This is a genomic window from Streptomyces sp. Y1 (assembly GCF_041053115.1).
GTDB lineage: Bacteria > Actinomycetota > Actinomycetes > Streptomycetales > Streptomycetaceae > Kitasatospora > Kitasatospora rubellomurina.
Map to the genome: position 1 here is coordinate 8,234,784 of NZ_CP163445.1, position 17,894 is coordinate 8,252,677.

The following is a 17,894-nucleotide window of genomic DNA, read 5'->3' on the forward strand; positions in this document are numbered from 1 at the left end:
GGACGGCGGGCAGGCCCAGGAACCCGCCTGACCACCAAGCGGTGCCGGCGGGTCGGAACCTGGGCCGAGGCGAACAACGGGGTTGTTGACTCGACTGATGGGCGGCTGACCACCGAGAGCAGTATGGCCGCGCGAGGAGCCGCCTGCCGTGGACGGTCAGCCGGGCGTTGGGGTGGGGCAGGAAGACCTCTGCGGTGATGTGTGGGCTGGGCAATGCCGCCGACCTCGGCCGAGCTCCGGCCTCGCCCCGGGGGCCTCGTGAGGGCTGCGGACGAGACGTGCGAAATAGGGAGCTGGCGTCGCTGCTGTAGCGGTGATGGAGACTTGCGCCGTTGCGCGTCACCCTCGGGCCGTTCAGGCGGCCCGAGGGTGACGTGGGTTCAGTTCACGTGCTTGTCGAACCACTCGACCAGCTGCTCGGGGTGCTCGGAGAAGTAGTTGTAGCCGTCCCAGCGCCGGGTGCTGCCCTCGATCCAGAACAGCTTCTTGTCGCCTACGGGGACGGCGTCGAAGATCGCCTGCACGTCGGAGGGCTTGGTCAGCGCGTCGTCGTGCACCTGGGTGATGAAGGTGGGCACCTGGCAGTTCCTGGCGTACTCGATCGGCGACACCTCGTCGATGGTGAAGCTGAGGTTCAGTTCCACCTCCCGGTCGACGGCCTCGAACTGGTCCGCGACCCCCATCGCTTCCAGGTTGCGCTCGACCATCGCGCGCATCTGGAAACCGTGGACAATGTCCGGGACGCCGACGCCGGCCCGCCGCCGCGGTGCGGCCGAACCTGCGGCACTTCCTGGATTCCATGGCCTGCCCGGCGTTCATCCTGAACGGCCGTGGTGACGTCCTGGCCGCCAACAGCCTGGGCCGCGCGCCGTACGCCCCCATGATCGAAGCCGCCGGGGGTGCCACCCCCAACCACGGCCGGGCGCGAACGATCCACCTCATGGTGTTCACAGCCCCGCCGGTCACCCCTGGCCGGCAACGCTCGTGGTCAATACATCTAGGCCTGGGTCGCGCCGAGCTTCCGCAGGAAGCCGTCCAGCTCGGAACGGGAGTGGAACGAGACGTTCAGCCGGGTCGGCCGCGCTCTGCCCGGGAGGTTGAGGAACAGCGCGTTCCAGCTGCGGCCGAGCTTGACGCGGCTGATCAGGCGACCGGCGTCCGCGAGCGGGACGACGTGCACCAGCTCCTGCGGGTGAGGGTTCAGGCGGGGGCCGCGGTGGATGAAGACCGAGCGGTCCGTGACGCTGATGAAGTAGGACTTGACCAGGAACAAGCCGAGCAGCCCGCCGAACAGGGCGCCCAGGAGGTACTGGCTCGGCCCGCTGATCGCCAGGAGGACGAGGCGGGGCCGCTCGGTCCGATCCAGCCGCAGTACGGCCCGTCTGGCCTGCGACTGCAGGTCGAGCTTCTGATCGGCCATGAGGTGCTCCCGTTGTCGATGGAACCGTGTCCCACCTGGACACGGGAGCAGACGATAACGATCAACTCGACGGGTACGGCCAGCGGGGGGGGGATTACTCGGGCGGTGGTGCCGCGTCACCACCGTTCGATCAGGGGCGCGTCCGGCTCGTGGCGCCGCCAGGCCTCGCCGAGGCGGCCGAGCCGGGCGGCGGCGCCCATGCCGCGCACGGTCGCGACCCGGCCGTCGGCGAGGTCGAAGGCCACCGTGCCGACGACCTCGTCGCCGAGCACGAAGACGACCGCGGGGGCGCCGTTGACGAGCGCGTAGTGGACGGCGGGCGAGCCGCCGAGCAGGCGGTGCTTCGCGGCGGTGGGCTTGAAGCCGGCCCGCACGATGGTGGCGATGCGCTGCGGGGTGTCGTAGCGCAGCAGCGTCTTCGCCAGGCCGGCGCCGTCCGAGATCGCGGTCGCGTCGTCGGTCAGCAGCGCCACCAGCCGGTCGGTGCGGCCCGAGGAGGCCGCGGCGAGGAACTCCTCGACGATCCGGCGGGCCGAGGCCGGGTCGACCTCGCCGCCGCGGGGGCGCGCGGCGGCGATGCGGACCCGGGCCCGGTGGAGGTGCTGCTGGCTCGCGGACTCGGAGATGTCGAGGAGTTCGGCGATCTCGGCGTGGCCGTAGGAGAACGCCTCCCGGAGGACGTAGACGGCCCGTTCGAGGGGCGCCAGTCGCTCCATCAGCGTCAGCACCGCCAGGGAGACCGACTCGCGCTGCTCGACGGTGTCGGCCGGGCCGAGCATCGGATCGCCGGCGAGCAGCGGCTCGGGTAGCCAGGCGCCGACGGTGCGTTCGCGGCGAGCCTGGGCGGATCGGAGCCGGTCCAGGCACAGGTTGGTGACCACCTTCGTCAGCCAGGCCTCCGGCACCTCGATCCGCCGCCGGTCGGCGGCCTGCCAGCGCAGGAACGCGTCCTGTACGGCGTCCTCGGCGTCGGTGGCGGAGCCCAGCAGGCGGTAGGCCAGCGCGGCCAGCCGGTTCCGCCCGGCCTCGAAGCGGTCGGTGTCGAAGCGGTCGGCGTCGAAGCCGTCGATCACGGTGCTGTCCACGCGGATCACCCTAGGGCTCCCTGCTACGCGGCCGTCTGCTGGGCGGTCAGCTGCTCGGCGGATGTGTCCGGCGCCTCGGCCAGGTGGTGGCGGCGCGTGGGCAGGCCGAAGGTGGGGTGCGCGACGGCCCACAGCGAGGCCGCGAGGATGCCGGCCTTGACCCGCGCCGCCGTCCGGCCGCCCAGGTAGGACGGCTTCGCCAGCGCCTCGCGGTCGACCATCTGCAGGATGCCGTCCCGCGCGCCCAGGCTGATGTGGTTGCCGATGTAGCTCAGCTTGGTGTGCCGGATCGGGCGGCCGGTCAGCCGGCCCACGATCGCGTCCGCGGCCTGCCGGGAGGTGAAGCCGGCCGTGGCGCAGGACATCGGCAGCGGCAGGCCGTTGTCGCCGATGGCGAAGGCGGCGTCGCCGGCGCTGTAGACGTTCGGGTGCGAGACCGACCGCATGGTGCGGTCGACGACGATCCGGCCGTCCCCGGTGACCTCCAGCCCGCTCGCGGCGGCGATCGGGCCGACCGCGAAGCCGGCCGTCCACACCGTCGCGTCGGAGACGAGGACACTGCCGTCGGCGCACCGGACCCGGCCCGCCTCGACGGCTTCGACGCCGGTGTGCTCCAGGACGGTGACGCCCAGCCGGTCGCAGGCCCGGCGCAGGTGGCCGCGGGCCCCGGGGGAGAGCGGGGCGCCCAGCTCGCTACGGGCGATCAGCGTCACCGACAGGCCGGGCCGGCTCTCGGCGATGTCGGTGGCGGTCTCGATGCCGGTCAGCCCGTCGCCGACGACCAGCACCCGCCCGCCGCTCTGCCGGACCAGGCCGTCCAGGCGGTCGCGCAGGCGCAGTGCCGAGGGCCGGCTCGCCACCTCGAAGGCGTGCTCGGCCACGCCGGGCACGCCGTGGTCGGCCGCCCGGCTGCCGAGGGTGTGGACCAGCGTGTCGTAGTCGAGTTCGCCGCCGCCGTTCGCGTCGGCCAGCGCGACGAGCCGCCCGTCGGGGTCGACGGCGGTGACCCGGCCCAGGCGCAGTCGGACGCCGGTGCCGGCGAAGACGTCGGCGAGCTTGCGGGACTCGATCCGGTGGCCGGCCGCGAGCTGGTGCAGGCGCATCCGCTCGACGAAGTCCGGCTCGGCGTTGACCACGGTGATCTCGGTGTCCGCGGGGGACAGGCGACGGGCCAGGATCCCGGCCACGTTGGCTCCGGCGTAGCCGGCGCCGAGGACGACGATGCGGTGCTTCATGGGTCGCTCCTGTCGGTTCGCTCGCTCTGCGCGTGCTGAGCGCGTGCTCTGCGCTTGCTTTCGGTGCTTGAGCGGGGCAGCGGGCCGATTGCTGACAGGAACGGGATGTGAGGTGGGCCACAGGGTGGCGAGGGTGGTCAGGGGCGGGCGCGGCCGCGGCGGGTGCGGTGCAGGACGGCGCCCGCGGTGGCGCAGGCGGCGCCGACGATCAGCAGGGCGGCGTCGAAGAACAGGGTGAGCGCGAGGTCGAAGCGGCCGGCGGCGGCCGCGCCGGCGAACTCCGGGTCGACCAGGCCGTCCGGGTCCTCGGTGACGTCGACCCGTTCGCCGACGGTGTCGACCGCGCCGCACTGGACGGGCCGCGAGCGGTCCGGGACGTCGGTGAAGCGGACGGTGCAGGAGTAGGTGGTGGTCTTGCCGTGGCTGACCCGGACGGCGGTGACCTCGCCGGGGTGGGTGACGCCGCGCATGCTCAGGTCGGTGGCCTGAGCGGTGTTCAGGGCCAGTAGCGGGACGGCGATCAGCGGGCCGAGCAGCAGGCTCAGCCCCACCCGGCGCAGCAGCCGGGACGGGCACAGGCTCCACACCGCCCAGAGCAGCCCGACCAGGCCGGCGAGCACCAGGGCCAGCGCGGGCGCGAGCATCCACAGGCCGAAGGCGCCGATCGCCCCGCCGAGCGGCAGCAGGACGGCCGCGGCGGGGATCCACAGCGCGGCGAGCAGCGGTCGGCGCGGCCACGGGAGGTCGTCGGTGCGCCGCCGGGCGGGCGGGGTGCTCGGGTCCATGGCGGCAGATCCTGCCAGGCCACCCGGTGCGCGCGGAGGGCGGGGGCCGGAGGGGGCGTCAGCGGGCGGCGACCGGGGGCAGGCGCTCCAGGATGCGTTCCATCCCGCTGGTCCAGTTGGCCTCCAGGGCGGCGACCGCCCGCTCCACGTCACCGTCCAGCAGGCACTGGGCGATCCGCTCGTGCTCGGCGGCGGCGCGCTCCAGGATCTCGTGGTCGCCGACCACCACCCGCTCGTAGCGGTGCAGGGTGAGCTTCAGCGACTCGATCATGTCGCGCAGCCGGGAGTTGGCGCAGCCGGACAGCAGCAGCGCGTGCCAGGCGTCGTCGTAGCGCTCGATCGTGCCGTGCGGGGCCTGCGGCGCGGAGAAGGCGCGCGCCTCCGCCAGCAGCCGGGGCGCGATCGCGGACAGGTGGGCCGGGTCGGAGGTGCGCAGCGCCAGCGACTCCAGGGCGATCACGATCGCCGTCAGGTCGCGGAACTCCTGCTTGCCGGTGGGCGCGAAGCGGAAGCCCTTGCCGCGCTCGCTGGTGATGATGCCCTCGCGCTCCAGACTGATCAGCGCCTCGCGCAGGGGCGTACGGCTGACGCCCAGCTCCTCGGCGAGCTGGACCTCGTTGATCGACTCGCCGGGGGTGAACCGGCCGCGGCCGAGCTGCTCCAGGAGTTCGTCCTTCACCTGCTCGCGCAGCGGACGCCGCTCGATCGCCATCGGGCTTCTTTCCTTCCGTTCTTGGTCCACAGCGTAGCGGGCGGGCGCCCGGCGATGGGGCCGGGCGCCCGTGCGGCGCTGGTCAGGCGGTGCCGGCTCCGTCGACGGGGATGATCGCGCCGCTGACGAACGCGGCGGCGTCACTGGCCAGGAAGGCGACGGTCCGGGCGATGTCCCGCGGCCGGCCGATCCGGCCCAGCGGGCGGTCGGCGGCGTCGGCGTAGAACGCGTCCGGGCTCTCGCCGAGTTGGCGGGCCTCCTCGGCGAGCATGCCGGTGTCGGTGTCGCCGGGGCAGACGCAGTTGACCCGGATGTTCTGCGGGCCGTGGTCGATCGCCATCGCCCTGGTCATGTTGACCACGGCGCCCTTGGAGGCGCAGTACGAGACGGCCCGGCCGCCGCCCTTGATGCCCCAGCCGGAGCCGGTGTTGACGATGCTGCCGCCGCCGTTCGCGGCCATCAGCGGGACCACCAGTGAGCTCAGCAGCATGATCGAGCGGACGTTCACGGCCATCACCAGGTCCCAGTCCTCGTCGGTGATCTCGGTGACGGTGGACCGGCGGATGATCCCGGCGTTGTTGAACAGCACGTCCACGCCGCCGAGTTCGGCCACGGCGGCGCCGACCGCCCGTTCGCAGTCGGCGCGCCGGGAGACGTCGCAGCGCACGAACAGGCCGCCGATCTCCTTGGCGGCGCGCTCGCCGCGCTCGGCGTCGAGGTCGGCGAGCACGACGGCCGCGCCGAGTTCGGCCAGCAGGGCGGCGGTGGCCCGGCCGATGCCGGAGGCCGCGCCGGTGACGAGGGCGCGCTTGCCGGAGAGGTCGATCATCTGGGCTCCTTCGCTGGGAAGTCGATTGCGCTGGGGAGTCGAACGCGCCGGGCAGCCGAACGCGCTGGGGAGTCGGTCAGCAGGTGACGCGGTAGACGGCCGTCGCGCGGCGGCCGGTGATCACCCGGACGTGGCCGGAGAGGGCGTCGTCCAGTGCGGGGTCGCCGGTGTCCAGCAGCAGCGGCCGGCCGGCCAGGGCGGCCAGTTTGGCCTCGGTGGCGAGGACCAGCAGCCGCTCGGGGCCGGCGGCGCGCAGCAGTTCGGGGGAGAGCTGCTGGTTGCCGCGCCCGAGCAGGAAGCCCTGGCCGCCGATCGGGGAGAGCGCGATCCACGGGGTGGTGGGCAGGGCGAGCAGCTGGTCGGCCCGGGCGTCGCGCAGCTCGACCCGGGCGGTGCCGTCGCGGCGCAGCCGGAGCACGTCGACGCCGGTCAGGGCGGTGTCCGGGGCGCCGAGCGCGGCGGCGACGCCGTGCGTGGTGGTGCCGGGGCCGAGGACGAACAGCCCGCCGGGGCCGATCCGTTCGGCGAGCTCGGCGGCGATCCCGTCGAGCGCCGCCGGGGCGGGCCCGGAGCTGCCGGTCTTGCGCTGCTGCACCCGGGCGGGCAGCACCGGGACGGTCAGCCGCCCGTACAGCCGGGCGCCCACCCGGCCGGCCCGCAGCGCGGCCTCGTCCCGGTCCACCACCTCGGCGGCCGTCAGCCGCACCCCCGTGCCGCGCGCCCAGGCGGCGGCCACCTCGGCGGCGGCGCGGGGGTGGACGGCGAACACGGCGGAGTGCATCTTGACCCCGGCGGGGATGCCGAGCACGGGCACGGCCGGCTCGGGCCCGAGCGCGGCGAGGACGTCGCGGGCGGTGCCGTCGCCGCCGCAGAACAGCAGCAGCCGGGCGCCGGCCGCGACCACGGCGCGCACCGCCGCCCGGGTGTCCGCCGCCGTGGTGGGCTCTCCGGCGGGCTCTCCGGCGGGCCGGTGGACGACCCGGGCGGTCGGGCCCGCCGAGTCGGCGCCCATCGGGCCGGCGGCGGTGAGGAGATCGACCTCCCCGGCGAGAGCGATGAGTTGACGGATCGTCAGCTCGGCCCGCGCCGGGGCGGCGGCCCGGGCGCCGAGGGCGCGGGCCTGCCGCTGGACGTCGGCGCCGTCGCTGCCCTTGAGGCCGACCCGGCCGCCGAGCCCGGCGACCGGGTTGACCACCAGCCCGATCCGGGCCGGTTCGATCAGGGGAGGCGTCACGGCTGCTCGCCGAGCACCTTGCGGCGGTAGGCGCGCCAGCTGACGGCCCACACTGCCGGGTCGTCCAGCGGCTCGTGCCGGATCCGGTGCACCGTCGAGCGGTGCGGCGCGGTGCGGACGGTCTCCGGCTCCTCGTACGCCTCCCGGGCGACCTCGGCGAGGATGGCCGCGTACTCGTCCAGGTCCGCCCGGGAGTAGGACTCGGTGGGCTCCAGCGTCATCGGCTCGGGCACCACGTACGGGTGGTGGCTGGTCCAGTAGTGGGTGCCGAAGTCGGCGGCCCGGTAGCCGAGTTCCTCGCTGTGCAGCCCGGTGTCCTCGGAGAGCCGCCGCCAGCTGTAGCGCACCTGCTCGACCCGGGGGCGCCCCTCGGCGTACGGGACGGAGACGCCGCGGATCCGCCGCACCAGGGCCAGCAGGTAGTTGTTGTTGAGCACCGCGGTCTCGGCGGCCTCGCGCAGGCCCTCGGCACCCAGCGACATGATCCAGGCGTAGGCGCGCACCAGGTTCGGCACCACGCCCAGGTACGGCCGGATCTTGCCGACCGACTCCGGCCCGCCGTCGTCCAGCCGGTACCGCTCGCCGTCGAACTCCACGGTGGGGCGCGGCAGGTGGGGCGCCAGCTCGGCGGTGACGCCGCACGCGCCCGCCGCCGGACCGCCGCAGGCGTGCGGCGTGGAGAAGGTCTTGTGCAGGTTGAAGTGGCACAGGTCGAACCCGGCCTCGCGGGCCCGGGTGATGCCCAGGATCCCGTTCGCGTTCGCCTGGTCGTAGGCGCACAACCCGCCCGCGCGGTGGACGAGTTCGACGAACTCGGCGATCCGCGGGTTGTAGATGCCGGTGTCCTCCGGGTTGGTGATCAGCAGCGCGGCGGTGCGCGGGCCGACCGCGGCGCGCAGCGCCTCGAAGTCCGGGTAGCCGTCCGCGTCCGGGTGCAGGGTGATCACCCGGTAGCCGGCGGTCTTCGCGCAGGCCGCGTTGGAGGGGTGGGAGAAGGCGGTGGTGATGATCTCGTCCCGTTGCCCGGCCTCGCCGCGCGCCGCGTGGTGGGCGCGGATCACCGACACGTTGGTCCAGATCGCGGCGGAGCCGGCCCCCGGCTGCAGGCTGACCCGGTCCATGCCGGAGATCTCCTTGAGCAACTGCTCCAGCCGGTAGGCGAGTTCGAGCACCCCCTGGACGGTCGAGGGGTCCTGCGCCGGGTGCAGGGCGGCGATCCGGCGGTCCCGGACGAAGGTGTCGTTGACCTTCGGGCTGTACTTCATGGTGCAGGTGCCCTGGCCGACGTCCACGTTGAGGTCGGCGCCCAGGTTCTCCTGGGAGAGCCGCAGGTAGTGCCGGAGCACCTGCTGCTGGCCGAGCTCCGGCAGCGTGGGCGCGGCCGTGCGGCGCAGCGCGGCGGGCAGCCGGTCGGCGGGGGAGCCGACGGCGGCGGTGACGGCAGGGTCGGGCAGCGGCGGCAGGACGCCGCGCTCGCCGGGGGAGCCCAGCTCGAAGATCAGCTTCTCGTCCCAGCGGGCCTGCTGGAAGCGCCGCAGCGCCGGCTTGGGGGCGATGCGCGCACGGGAGGGTGTCCGGCGGTCGGTCATTTCACGATCTCCTCGAGGGCGGTGGCGAGGTGCTCGATGTCGGCCCGGGTGTGCAGCTCGGTCACGCAGTAGCGGCCCTCGTGCTCCCCGGCCGGGGTGCCCCCGTGCAGGCCGCGTTCCAGCAGGGCGGCGGCGATCTCGGCGGCGGTGCGCCCGCCGGTGTAGCGCAGGGTGAAGTCGGCGAAGTGCACGGCGCCGGGGTCGGCCAGGTCCACGCCGGGCACCTCGGCGAGCCGCTGCCGGGCGTAGGCGGTGGTGGCGAGGACGGTCTCGCCGATCTCGCGCATGCCGTGCGGCCCCATCAGCGCGAGGTAGACGCCGGCCGCGATGCCGTGCAGCGCGGCGGCGGTGCCGACCCACTCCTTGCCCTCCTCGCGCAGCGCGAAGGACGTCCGCTCGTACGCGACGTCGCCGAAGCCGTACTCGCCGGGCACCTCGGTGGGGACCAGGCCGAACAGGCGGCTGGGATACTCGGCGACCAGGCGCGGCTCGTCGGGGGAGCCGATGAAGCCCGCGTTGCCGCCGCCGAAGCTCGGGTGGATGCCGAGCGGCTGGAGGTCGCCGCAGGTCAGGTCGGCGCCGAGGTCGGCGGGCGGGGCGAGCACGCCGAGGCTCAGCGGGTTGGCGTGCACCACGGCCAACGCGCCTGCCGCGTGGGCGAGTTCGATGTAGTCGGGCAGCTCCGGGTCGATCCGCCCGGAGAAGTCGGTGAGCTGGGCGTACACGGCGGCCGCGTCGCCGTCCGCGAGCGCGGCCCGGACGGCCGCCGGCTCGGCCGGGACCGGGACGAGCTCGTGCACGCCGCGGACGTAGTCGTGGATGCGGGAGAGCCGGTCCGGGTCGATCTCGCCGACCAGCACCAGCCGGTGCCGGCCGGTCGCCCGCCCGGCCATCCGCAGCGCCGTGGCCGCCGCCTGGAAGCCGTCGTACGTCGGCACGTTGACCACCTCGACGGCCAGCAGCTCGGCCATCAGCGACTGGTACTCCCACAGCGCCTGGAACCGCCCGTGGTCCTCGTACGGCTCGCCCGCGTACGCGGTCAGGAACTCGCTGCGGTTGACCACCTCGTCGACCACGGCCGGCACGTGGTGCCGGTAGCAGCCCGCGCCGAGGAAGCTGCGGCCGGGCGGCACCGCCGTGTTGCGGGCCAGCAACTCCTCCAAGTGGGCCGTGAGTTCGGCCTCCGAGCGCAGCGGCTCGGGCAGCTCCAGCGGGCGGCGCAGCCGCAGCGCGGCGGGGATGTCGGCGTAGAACTCCTCGACGCCGCGCGCGCCGATGGCGGCCAGCATCGCGGCCCGCACGTCGGGGGCGGAGTTGGGGATGTACGGATGGGTTCGGGGCACGCGTGCGCTCATCGGGACCTTCCGCGTTTTCGGTCACAAGCCTTGACGGCGATGTGCATGCTGAGTTCTGTATACAGCATTCGGCATTCACTCGTCGGGAGGCAAGATGTCCGCACGAACCCGGCCCGAACGAATCCCCCAACTCGGCCGCACAGCCCTGGGATCGGCCCTCGCCCCGACCCGGCGCACACTGCTCGCCGGGGCAGCCGCGGGCGGCGCCCTGCTGCTCACCGGCACGGCCGGCTGCGCCACCGGCGGAGCCGCCGGGACGGACGCCAAGCAGATCGGCGCCACCCCGACCGGCACCCTCGCCGGGAAGCTCACCATCTGGTCCTGGGACGTCGCCGCCAAGGCCATGCAGCGCCTCGGCAAGACCTTCGAACAGCGCCACCCCGGCACCACCGTCGACGTCCTCGACATCGGCTACGAGAACGCCTACGACAAGATCACCGTGGGCCTCGGCGCCGGCAGCGGCCTGCCCGACGTCCTCACCGTCGAGGGCCACAAGGTGCCCGGCTACCTCGGCACCTTCCCCGGCGCCCTGGTCGACCTCACCGGCCGCGCCCAAGGCCTCAAGGACAAGTACCCGGAGGCCACCTGGCGAACCGTCACGGACACCAAGGGCCGCGTCTACGCCCTCCCCTGGGACAGCGGCCCCTGCGCCCTCTTCTACCGCCGCGACCACTTCCAGCAGGCCGGCATCGACCCCGCCACCCTCGCCACCTGGGACGACTACCTCACCGCCGGCACCGCGCTCAAGGCCGCCACCGGCAAGAAGCTGCTCATCCTCGACGCCAAGAAGGACACCACCTTCGGCATGCTGCTCCAACAGCAGGGCCAGGCCTGGTTCGTCGACGGCAAGGTCGCCGTCGCCACCCCCGCCGCCGAACGCGCCCTCACCCTGCTCAAACAGCTCGTCGACCGCGACCTCGTCGACTTCGAGGACGGCTGGGACGGCCTCGTCTCCGGCACCCACGACGGCAAGGCCGCCACCGCCCCCACCGCCGCCTGGTGGGACGGCACCCTCACCGGCGACCTCGCCGACCTCAAGGGCAGGTTCGGCGTCGTCCCGCTGCCCGCCTTCACCCCCGGCGGCTGCCGCACCTCCAACAGCGGCGGCTCCGTCCTGTGCGTCCCCGCCCAGAGCGGGAACCCCGAACTCGCCTGGGCCTTCCTCGACTTCCTGCTCGCCGACCGGGCCAACCAGACCTCGATGATGCAGCACGAAGGCCTCTTCCCCGCCTACCTCCCGGCCCTCGACGACCCCTACTTCCAGCAGCCCGCGCCCTACTACGCCGACCAGCCCGTCATGAAGCTGTTCGCCGAACTCGCCCGCGCCGTCCCCGCCGTCGAGCGCACCGCCGACGACACCAAGGCCGGCGACATCGTCACCACCGCCGTCAACCAGGTCCTGCACAACGGCGCCGACCCCGGCACCGCGCTGCGCTCCGCCGCCCGCCAGATCGCCACCGCGACCGGCCGCCCACCGGTCTCCTGAAGGGCGGGCGCCATGACCAGCAGCGCCACCGCCGCCCTGCGCACACCCCGGGCGAGCGCCGCACCCGCCCGGCGCCGCCGCTCCCCGCACACCGCCGCCTGGCTCTTCGCCGGCCCCACCGCCGTCCTGTTCACCGCCTTCTTCGCCTACCCCCTCGGCGCCAGCCTCTACCAGAGCTTCACCGCCCGCCGCGACGGCGTCGACGTCTGGGTCGGCCTCGACCAGTACCGGCGCCTGCTCGACGACCCGGCCTTCCTGCACTCCCTCGTCAACACCGCGCTCATCCTCGCCGTCCAGGTACCGGTGATGATCGGCCTCGCCCTCGTCCTCGCCGTCCTGCTCAACCAGTCCTGGCTGCGCTTCCGGGCCGGCTGGCGCGCCGTGTTCTTCCTGCCTGCCATCACCACCCTGGTCGCCTACGCCGTCGTCTTCCAGGTCCTGCTGCGCACCGACGGCGGCCTCGCCAACCAACTCCTGCACGCCCTCGGCCTCCAGCCCGTCGACTGGCTCAACTCGCCCACCTGGGCCCGGATCTCCGTGATCGGCTCGGTCACCTGGCGCTGGACCGGCTACAACGCCGTCATCCTGCTGGCCGGCCTGCAGGCCGTGGGCCGCGACCAGTACGAGGCCGCCGCCCTCGACGGCGCCGGACCGCTGCGCACCCACACCGGCGTGATCCTGCCCCAACTGCGGCCGGTGGTGCTGTTCTGCACCATCACCTCCACCATCGGCACCCTCCAGCTCTTCGACGAGAACTACGTGCTGACCCGCGGCGGCCCCGGCGACGCCACCCTCACCCCGGTCGTCTACCTCTACAAGGTCGGCTTCCAACAGCTCGACTTCGGCTACGCCGCCGCGATCGCCTGGGTCGTCGTCCTCCTCATCGCCGCCGTCTCCCTGCTGCAGTTCCGGCTCTACGGAAGGGAACGCCGCCGATGAGCAGCACCCCCGTGCGCCCGCAGCGGCCCCGCCGCCCGCTGCCCGCCCGGCTCGGCCGCGCCGCCGCCCTCGCCGTCCTTACCCTCGGCGCCGTCCTCAGCCTGATCCCGTTCGCCTGGATGCTCCTCGCCAGCACCCACAGCAGCGCCGAACTCTTCCACTCCCCGCCGCCGTTCCTGCCCGGCGGCCGGCTGCTGCGCAACCTCGCCCACCTCCAGGACAGCATCGGCTTCGGCCGGGTGCTGCTCAACAGCCTCGGCATCGCCGCCGTCCACACCCTGCTCAGCTCCCTGCTCTCCGCCATGTGCGGCTACGGCCTCGCCAAGTACCGCTTCCGCGGCCGCGGCCTGCTGCTCGGCGCGGTGCTCGCCACCCTGATGATCCCGCTCCAGGTGCTGCTCGTCCCGCTGTTCCAGATGATGGCGAACCTCGGCTGGATCGACAGCTACCAGGCCGTCATCCTGCCCTTCCTCGCCAACTCCTTCGGCGTCCTGCTGATGCGCCAGAGCTTCCTCGACTTCCCCGACGAACTGCTGGAGTCCGCCCGGATCGACGGCTCCGGCGAACTGCGCACCTTCTACCAGGTCGTGCTGCCGTGCGTGCGGCCGCAGTTGGGCACACTGGTGATCCTCACCTTCATGGGCCAGTGGAACAGCTTCATCTGGCCGCTGCTGATGCTCAACACCCAGGACAAGTACACCGTGCCGGTCGCCCTCAACACCCTGACCGGACTCAGCCACGTCGACTACTCCGGCCTGATGCTCGGCTCCTTCCTCGCCACCCTGCCGCTGATGGTGCTCTTCCTGCTGTTCCAGCGGCAGTTCGTGGCCGGGCTGCTGGGCGGGGCCCTGAAGGGATGACCATGACCGCGAACCACGGGACCGGACCCACCCGGGTGCCCGGGCTGCTGTACGGCGGCGACTGGAACCCCGAGCAGTGGCCCGAGAAGGTGTGGGCCGAGGACGTCGAGCTGATGGCCGCCGCCGGGGTCAACCTGGTCACGGTCGGCGTCTTCTCCTGGGCCCAGCTCCAACCCGACGCCCGCCACTGGGACTTCGGCTGGCTCGACCGGCTGCTCGACCTCGTCCACGCCCACGGCATCGCCGTCGACCTGGCCACCGCCACCGCCTCGCCGCCCGCCTGGCTGGTCCGCGCCCACCCCGAGGTGCTGCCCGTCACCGCGGACGGCGTCCGGCTGGAGTTCGGCTCCCGCCAGCACTACTGCCCCTCCTCGACGGCCTACCGGGCCGCCGCCGTCCGGCTCGTCCGGGCGCTCGCCGAACGCTACCGCGACCACCCCGCACTCGCCCTGTGGCACGTCCACAACGAGTACGGCGACCACGTGCAGGAGTGCTTCTGCCCCGCCTCGGCCGCCGACTTCCGCGGGTGGCTGCGCCGACGCCACGGCGACGTCGACGAGTTGAACCGCTCCTGGGGCACCGCCTTCTGGTCCCAGCGCTACACCTCCTTCGACCAGGTCGAGCCGCCGCGCACCGCCCCCGGCCCGGTCAACCCCACCCAGCTGCTCGACTGGCGCCGGTTCTGCTCCGACGCGCTGCTCGCCCTCTACCGCGCCGAGAAGGCCGTCCTCGACGAACTCTCGCCCGGCGTACCCGTCACCACCAACTTCATGTCGATGCTCAAGGCGCTCGACTACTGGGAGTGGAGCCGGCACGAGGACCTCGTCTCCGACGACGCCTACCCCGACCCCGCCGACCCGAACGCCCACGTCCACGCCGCCCTGACCTACGACCTGATGCGCTCCCTCAAGGCCGGCCGGCCCTGGCTGCTGATGGAACAGGCCCCCTCCGCCGTCAGCTGGCGCCCGGTCAACGTCCCCAAACCGCCCGCCCTCCACCGGCTCTGGTCCCTCCAGGCCCTCGCCCGCGGCGCGGACGGCGTCCTGCACTTCCAGTGGCGCGCCTCCGCGGCCGGCGCCGAGAAGTTCCACAGCGCGATGCTCCCGCACCGCGGCACCGCCGCGCGCGGCTGGCGCACGACCGTCGCCCTCGGCGCCGAACTGCGCCGCCTCGGCGAGATCGCCGGCAGCCGACTGCGCGGGCAGGCGGCCGTCCTGCTCGACTGGGACAGCTGGTGGGCGCTCGAACTCGACGACCACCCCTCCGCCCGGATGCGCTGGACCGACCTGCTCCGGCCCTGGTACGCGGCCCTGTACGAGCGCGGCATCACCGTCGACTTCGTCCAGCCCACCGGCGAGCTCGACGGCTACCCGCTGCTGCTCGCCCCCAACCTCTACCTGCTCGACACCGCCACCGCCGACCGGCTCCACCGGTACGTCCGGGCCGGCGGCCGCCTGGTCTGCGGCCCCTTCAGCGGCATCACCGACCGGCACGACCACGTCCACCCCGGCGGACACCCCGGCCCGCTGCGCGACCTGCTCGGCGTCGTCGTCGACGAGCACTGGCCGATCCCGGACGGCGCCACCACCGCCGTCGACCTCGACGGCACCGCCCTGCGCGCCGAACGCTGGAGCGAGTGGATCGAGACCGAGGGCGCCGCGACCGTCGCCCGCTACACGGACGGCGAACTGGCCGGCCGCCCCGCCGTCACCCGGCACCGGCACGGCGCCGGCAGCGCCTGGTACCTGAGCTGCCACCTCGGTACCGACACCGGCCGGGTCCTCGACCTCCCGCTCGCCGAAGCCGGGGTGCGCGCCGAACTCCCCGACCTGCCGGACGGCGTCGAGGCCACCCGCCGGTACGGCGCGGACGGCACCGGCTACCTCTTCCTGCTCAACCACACGCCGGCCGAACGGCGCGTGCCGCTCGACCGGACCGGCGCCGACCCGCTCACCGGTACATCCCTGCTCACCGGCACACGCCCGCTGACCGGCACCGACCTGCTCACCGGCGCCGAAGCCGCCGGGGCCGTCACCCTCGCCCCGCTCGGCGCGGCCGTCCTCCGCACCCCGCCCACCGAGGAGCGCCCGTGACCCCGCTGACCCGCCGCCACTTCCTCACCGCCACGGCCACCGCCACCGCCACCGTCGTCCTCGCGGCGCCCGCCACCGCCCGTGCGGACGAACCGCCCGTGGCCGGGAGCACGACGGCCGGGAACGGAACGGCCGAGAACGCGACGGCCGAGAACGCGACAGCCGGGAACGCGGCGGCCGACCAGTACCCCGACGTCCTCGACCTGCACGGCACCCCCGCCCAGGCCTACCCCGGCGACCCGAGCGGCACCAACCCGATCACCGTCTTCGCCGACCTCGGCGCCTGGCACGCCTACGCCCTGCCCCGCCCCGACGACCCGCTCGGCGGCTTCACCGGCCCGCTCCACCTCGCCCAGGAGTACCCCTGGTGGCTCAGCGACGGCCTCACCCGCCTCCACCTCACCGAACGGGACCGCCCCCTCGACCCCACCGTCCTTCAGCTCACCGCGCTGCCCGGCCTGCTCCGCCAGCGCCTCGACCTCGGCACCGGCCTCACCCTCACCCTGGAACTGCGCTACGCCGGAAACCGCACCGCCCTCCTGCACGCCCGCCTCGCCAACGCCGGCCCCACCGACCGCACCCTGGGCGCCGCCTGGACCGGCACCCTGCTGCGCCCCGCCGCCGGCCCGCAGCACGACGCCCCGCGGCTGACCGCCGCCGAGCACGGCATCGAGGTCCGCTTCGCCCGCGTCCGGCAGACCTGGGACTACCTCACCGACGGCACCGAACGCTTCACCGTCCGCCACGCCCAGCCCGTCCGGGTCGTGCTCGACGCCGGCGGCGACGCCCACCGCACCGAACTCGCCGAGCCCGTCCGGCTCGCCCCCGGCCAGGCCCGCAGCCTGCACTGGACCGAGAGCTACACCTTCACCGAGGCCGACCGCAGCCGCGCCGCCGCCGAGTCGGAGGCCGCCCTGCGCGCCCCGAACGCGGTCGCGGCGGCCGGCGCGGCCCGCTGGGCCGGCTACCTCGCCCGGGCGACGGACGGCGTCCCGGCCGAGCGCCGCCGCACCGCCGTCAAGTGCGTGCAGACCCTGGTCACCAACTGGCGCAGCCCGGCCGGCCGGATCCGGCACGACGCCGTCACCCCCAGCCTCTCCAACAAGTGGTTCAGCGGCGTCTGGGCCTGGGACACCTGGAAGCAGGCGGTCGGCACCGCCGTCTTCGCCCCCGCGCTGGCCGCCGACCAGATCCGCGCCGTCTTCGACCACCAGGTCCCGGCCGGCTCCGCCGAACGCCCCCAGGACGCCGGCATGGTCCCCGACTGCGTCTTCTACAACGACCCGAGCACCGGCGGCGGCAACTGGAACGAGCGCAACTCCAAGCCCCCGCTGGCCGCCTGGGCCGTCTGGGAGGTCTACCGGCGCACCGGCGACCGCGCCTTCCTGCGCGAGCTGCTGCCCAAGCTCACCGCCTACCAGGCGTGGTGGTACCGCACCCGGGACCACCACGGTGAGGGCCTGTGCCAGTACGGCGCCACCCTCGACCCGGCCAACGGCACCCCCGAGGACCGCCGCCAGGCCGCCGCCTGGGAGTCCGGCATGGACAACGCCCCGCGCTTCGACGCCGCCCTCGGCACCGCCGTCGTCCCCAACCGGGACGCGGCCGGCACCCTGCTCGGCTGGTCGCTCACCCAGCGCTCCGTCGACCTCAACGCCTACCTGGCCGCCGACCACCGCCACCTCGCCCTGATCGCCGCCGAACTCGGCGACCACCCCGCCGCCGACCGGCTGCGCGCCGGTGCCGACCGGATCGACGCCGCGATCCGCGGCACCATGTACGACCCGGCGGGCGGCTGGTTCCACGACACCGACCTCGCCACCGGCACCCGGCTGACCGCCCGCGGCCGCGGCATCGAGGGCGTGATCCCGCTGTGGTCCGGCACCGCCACCCCCGCCCAGGCCCGCACGGTGCGCCGGCTGCTGCTCGACCCGGCCGAGTTCGGCACCCCGATGCCCTTCCCGACCGTCGCCCGCAGCTGCGCCTCCTTCGACCCGGTCGGGTACTGGCGCGGCCTGGCCTGGCTCGACCAGACCTACTTCGCCGTCGAGGGCCTGCGCCGGTACGGCTGGCACCAGGACGCCCGCCGCACGGTCGAGCGGCTGCTGACCGCCGCGCAGGGCCTCACCGGCACCGGCCCGGTGCGGGAGAACTACCAGCCGCTGACCGGCGAAGGGCGGAACTCGACGAACTTCAGCTGGTCGGCGGCCCTGCTGCTGCCGCTGCTCCGGGAGCCCCGGGAGTGAGCGACTTTGGCTCCCGGCCGCTCGGC

General features: G+C 74.1%; 15 protein-coding genes and 1 pseudogene. 6 read left to right on the forward strand and 10 right to left on the reverse strand.

What is annotated here, in order from left to right:
* Window positions 1–380: 380 nt before the first annotated feature.
* The gene (locus tag AB2U05_RS36045; RefSeq protein WP_369185645.1) at window positions 381–716 is read right to left on the reverse strand and encodes a hypothetical protein; all 336 of its coding nucleotides are present in this window, start codon (window positions 714–716) and stop codon (window positions 381–383) included.
* 50 nt (window positions 717–766) lie between these two features.
* On the opposite strand from AB2U05_RS36045, the pseudogene AB2U05_RS36050 reads away from it, so the two are divergent.
* Window positions 767–949 (forward strand): annotated as a pseudogene (locus AB2U05_RS36050) (hypothetical protein); the annotation flags it as partial.
* A 48-nt stretch (window positions 950–997) separates the two neighbouring features.
* Here the strand turns inward: AB2U05_RS36050 and AB2U05_RS36055 are convergent.
* The 9 genes from AB2U05_RS36055 to gcvPA all read right to left on the reverse strand — a co-directional run bounded on the left by AB2U05_RS36055 (window position 998) and on the right by gcvPA (window position 10,232).
* Entirely contained in the window at window positions 998–1,420 is a 423-nt protein-coding gene (locus AB2U05_RS36055) for a hypothetical protein (RefSeq protein WP_369186069.1), read from the reverse strand.
* Between the two features lie 116 nt (window positions 1,421–1,536).
* Window positions 1,537–2,514, reverse strand: a complete 978-nt coding sequence (locus AB2U05_RS36060; RefSeq protein WP_369185646.1) for a sigma-70 family RNA polymerase sigma factor — start codon at window positions 2,512–2,514, stop codon at window positions 1,537–1,539.
* Window positions 2,515–2,528: 14 nt separating this feature from the next.
* Window positions 2,529–3,740 carry an NAD(P)/FAD-dependent oxidoreductase gene (locus AB2U05_RS36065; RefSeq protein ID WP_369185647.1) on the reverse strand — a complete coding sequence of 404 codons (1,212 nt, stop codon included), beginning with the start codon at window positions 3,738–3,740 and terminating at the stop codon, window positions 2,529–2,531.
* Window positions 3,741–3,877: 137 nt separating this feature from the next.
* Window positions 3,878–4,525, reverse strand: a complete 648-nt coding sequence (locus tag AB2U05_RS36070; protein ID WP_369185648.1) for a hypothetical protein — start codon at window positions 4,523–4,525, stop codon at window positions 3,878–3,880.
* Window positions 4,526–4,583: 58 nt separating this feature from the next.
* Complete coding sequence (locus AB2U05_RS36075) at window positions 4,584–5,237, reverse strand: GntR family transcriptional regulator (protein WP_052707510.1); 654 nt, start codon at window positions 5,235–5,237, stop codon at window positions 4,584–4,586.
* Between the two features lie 82 nt (window positions 5,238–5,319).
* Window positions 5,320–6,066: an SDR family NAD(P)-dependent oxidoreductase gene (locus AB2U05_RS36080; RefSeq protein ID WP_045699940.1), complete on the reverse strand. Its 747-nt coding sequence runs from the start codon at window positions 6,064–6,066 to the stop codon at window positions 5,320–5,322.
* 76 nt (window positions 6,067–6,142) lie between these two features.
* Window positions 6,143–7,300 (reverse strand): ATP-NAD kinase family protein, encoded by a 1,158-nt coding sequence (locus AB2U05_RS36085; RefSeq protein ID WP_369185649.1) that lies wholly within the window; start codon window positions 7,298–7,300, stop codon window positions 6,143–6,145.
* Complete coding sequence (gene gcvPB / locus AB2U05_RS36090; protein WP_369185650.1) at window positions 7,297–8,889, reverse strand: aminomethyl-transferring glycine dehydrogenase subunit GcvPB; 1,593 nt, start codon at window positions 8,887–8,889, stop codon at window positions 7,297–7,299. Before gcvPB ends, AB2U05_RS36085 begins: the two co-directional genes overlap by 4 nt.
* Window positions 8,886–10,232 carry an aminomethyl-transferring glycine dehydrogenase subunit GcvPA gene (gcvPA, locus tag AB2U05_RS36095; protein ID WP_244178903.1) on the reverse strand — a complete coding sequence of 449 codons (1,347 nt, stop codon included), beginning with the start codon at window positions 10,230–10,232 and terminating at the stop codon, window positions 8,886–8,888. The genes gcvPB and gcvPA overlap by 4 nt, the downstream gene beginning before the upstream one ends.
* Window positions 10,233–10,338: 106 nt before the next feature.
* Here gcvPA and AB2U05_RS36100 point away from each other — a divergent pair, with 106 nt between their 5' ends.
* The 5 genes from AB2U05_RS36100 to AB2U05_RS36120 are packed head-to-tail and all read left to right on the forward strand — an operon-like array spanning window position 10,339 to window position 17,868.
* Entirely contained in the window at window positions 10,339–11,730 is a 1,392-nt protein-coding gene (locus AB2U05_RS36100; protein WP_369185651.1) for a sugar ABC transporter substrate-binding protein, read from the forward strand.
* 12 nt (window positions 11,731–11,742) lie between these two features.
* On the forward strand, window positions 11,743–12,669 hold the full coding sequence (locus tag AB2U05_RS36105) for a carbohydrate ABC transporter permease (protein ID WP_369185652.1): 927 nt from the start codon (window positions 11,743–11,745) through the stop codon (window positions 12,667–12,669).
* Window positions 12,666–13,529, forward strand: coding sequence for a carbohydrate ABC transporter permease (locus AB2U05_RS36110; protein WP_045699944.1), 864 nt, complete (start codon window positions 12,666–12,668; stop codon window positions 13,527–13,529). The genes AB2U05_RS36105 and AB2U05_RS36110 overlap by 4 nt, the downstream gene beginning before the upstream one ends.
* A gap of 2 nt (window positions 13,530–13,531) precedes the next feature.
* A complete protein-coding gene (locus AB2U05_RS36115) occupies window positions 13,532–15,622 on the forward strand; it encodes a beta-galactosidase (RefSeq protein WP_369185653.1) in 2,091 nt (696 codons plus the stop codon).
* Window positions 15,619–17,868, forward strand: a complete 2,250-nt coding sequence (locus AB2U05_RS36120) for a trehalase family glycosidase (RefSeq protein ID WP_369185654.1) — start codon at window positions 15,619–15,621, stop codon at window positions 17,866–17,868. Before AB2U05_RS36115 ends, AB2U05_RS36120 begins: the two co-directional genes overlap by 4 nt.
* Window positions 17,869–17,894: the final 26 nt, after the last annotated feature.

Excerpts from the sequence above, each read along its gene's own strand:
- AB2U05_RS36045 (WP_369185645.1), bottom strand. The coding sequence starts at position 716 with ATGCGCGCGATGGTCGAGCGCAACCTGGAAGCGATGGGGGTCGCGGAC.
- AB2U05_RS36055 (WP_369186069.1), bottom strand. The coding sequence starts at position 1,420 with ATGGCCGATCAGAAGCTCGACCTGCAGTCGCAGGCCAGACGGGCCGTA.
- AB2U05_RS36065 (WP_369185647.1), bottom strand. The coding sequence starts at position 3,740 with ATGAAGCACCGCATCGTCGTCCTCGGCGCCGGCTACGCCGGAGCCAAC.
- AB2U05_RS36070 (WP_369185648.1), bottom strand. The coding sequence starts at position 4,525 with ATGGACCCGAGCACCCCGCCCGCCCGGCGGCGCACCGACGACCTCCCG.
- AB2U05_RS36075 (WP_052707510.1), bottom strand. The coding sequence starts at position 5,237 with ATGGCGATCGAGCGGCGTCCGCTGCGCGAGCAGGTGAAGGACGAACTC.
- AB2U05_RS36080 (WP_045699940.1), bottom strand. The coding sequence starts at position 6,066 with ATGATCGACCTCTCCGGCAAGCGCGCCCTCGTCACCGGCGCGGCCTCC.
- gcvPB (WP_369185650.1), bottom strand. The coding sequence starts at position 8,889 with ATGACCGACCGCCGGACACCCTCCCGTGCGCGCATCGCCCCCAAGCCG.
- AB2U05_RS36100 (WP_369185651.1), top strand. The coding sequence starts at position 10,339 with ATGTCCGCACGAACCCGGCCCGAACGAATCCCCCAACTCGGCCGCACA.
- AB2U05_RS36105 (WP_369185652.1), top strand. The coding sequence starts at position 11,743 with ATGACCAGCAGCGCCACCGCCGCCCTGCGCACACCCCGGGCGAGCGCC.
- AB2U05_RS36110 (WP_045699944.1), top strand. The coding sequence starts at position 12,666 with ATGAGCAGCACCCCCGTGCGCCCGCAGCGGCCCCGCCGCCCGCTGCCC.
- AB2U05_RS36115 (WP_369185653.1), top strand. The coding sequence starts at position 13,532 with ATGACCGCGAACCACGGGACCGGACCCACCCGGGTGCCCGGGCTGCTG.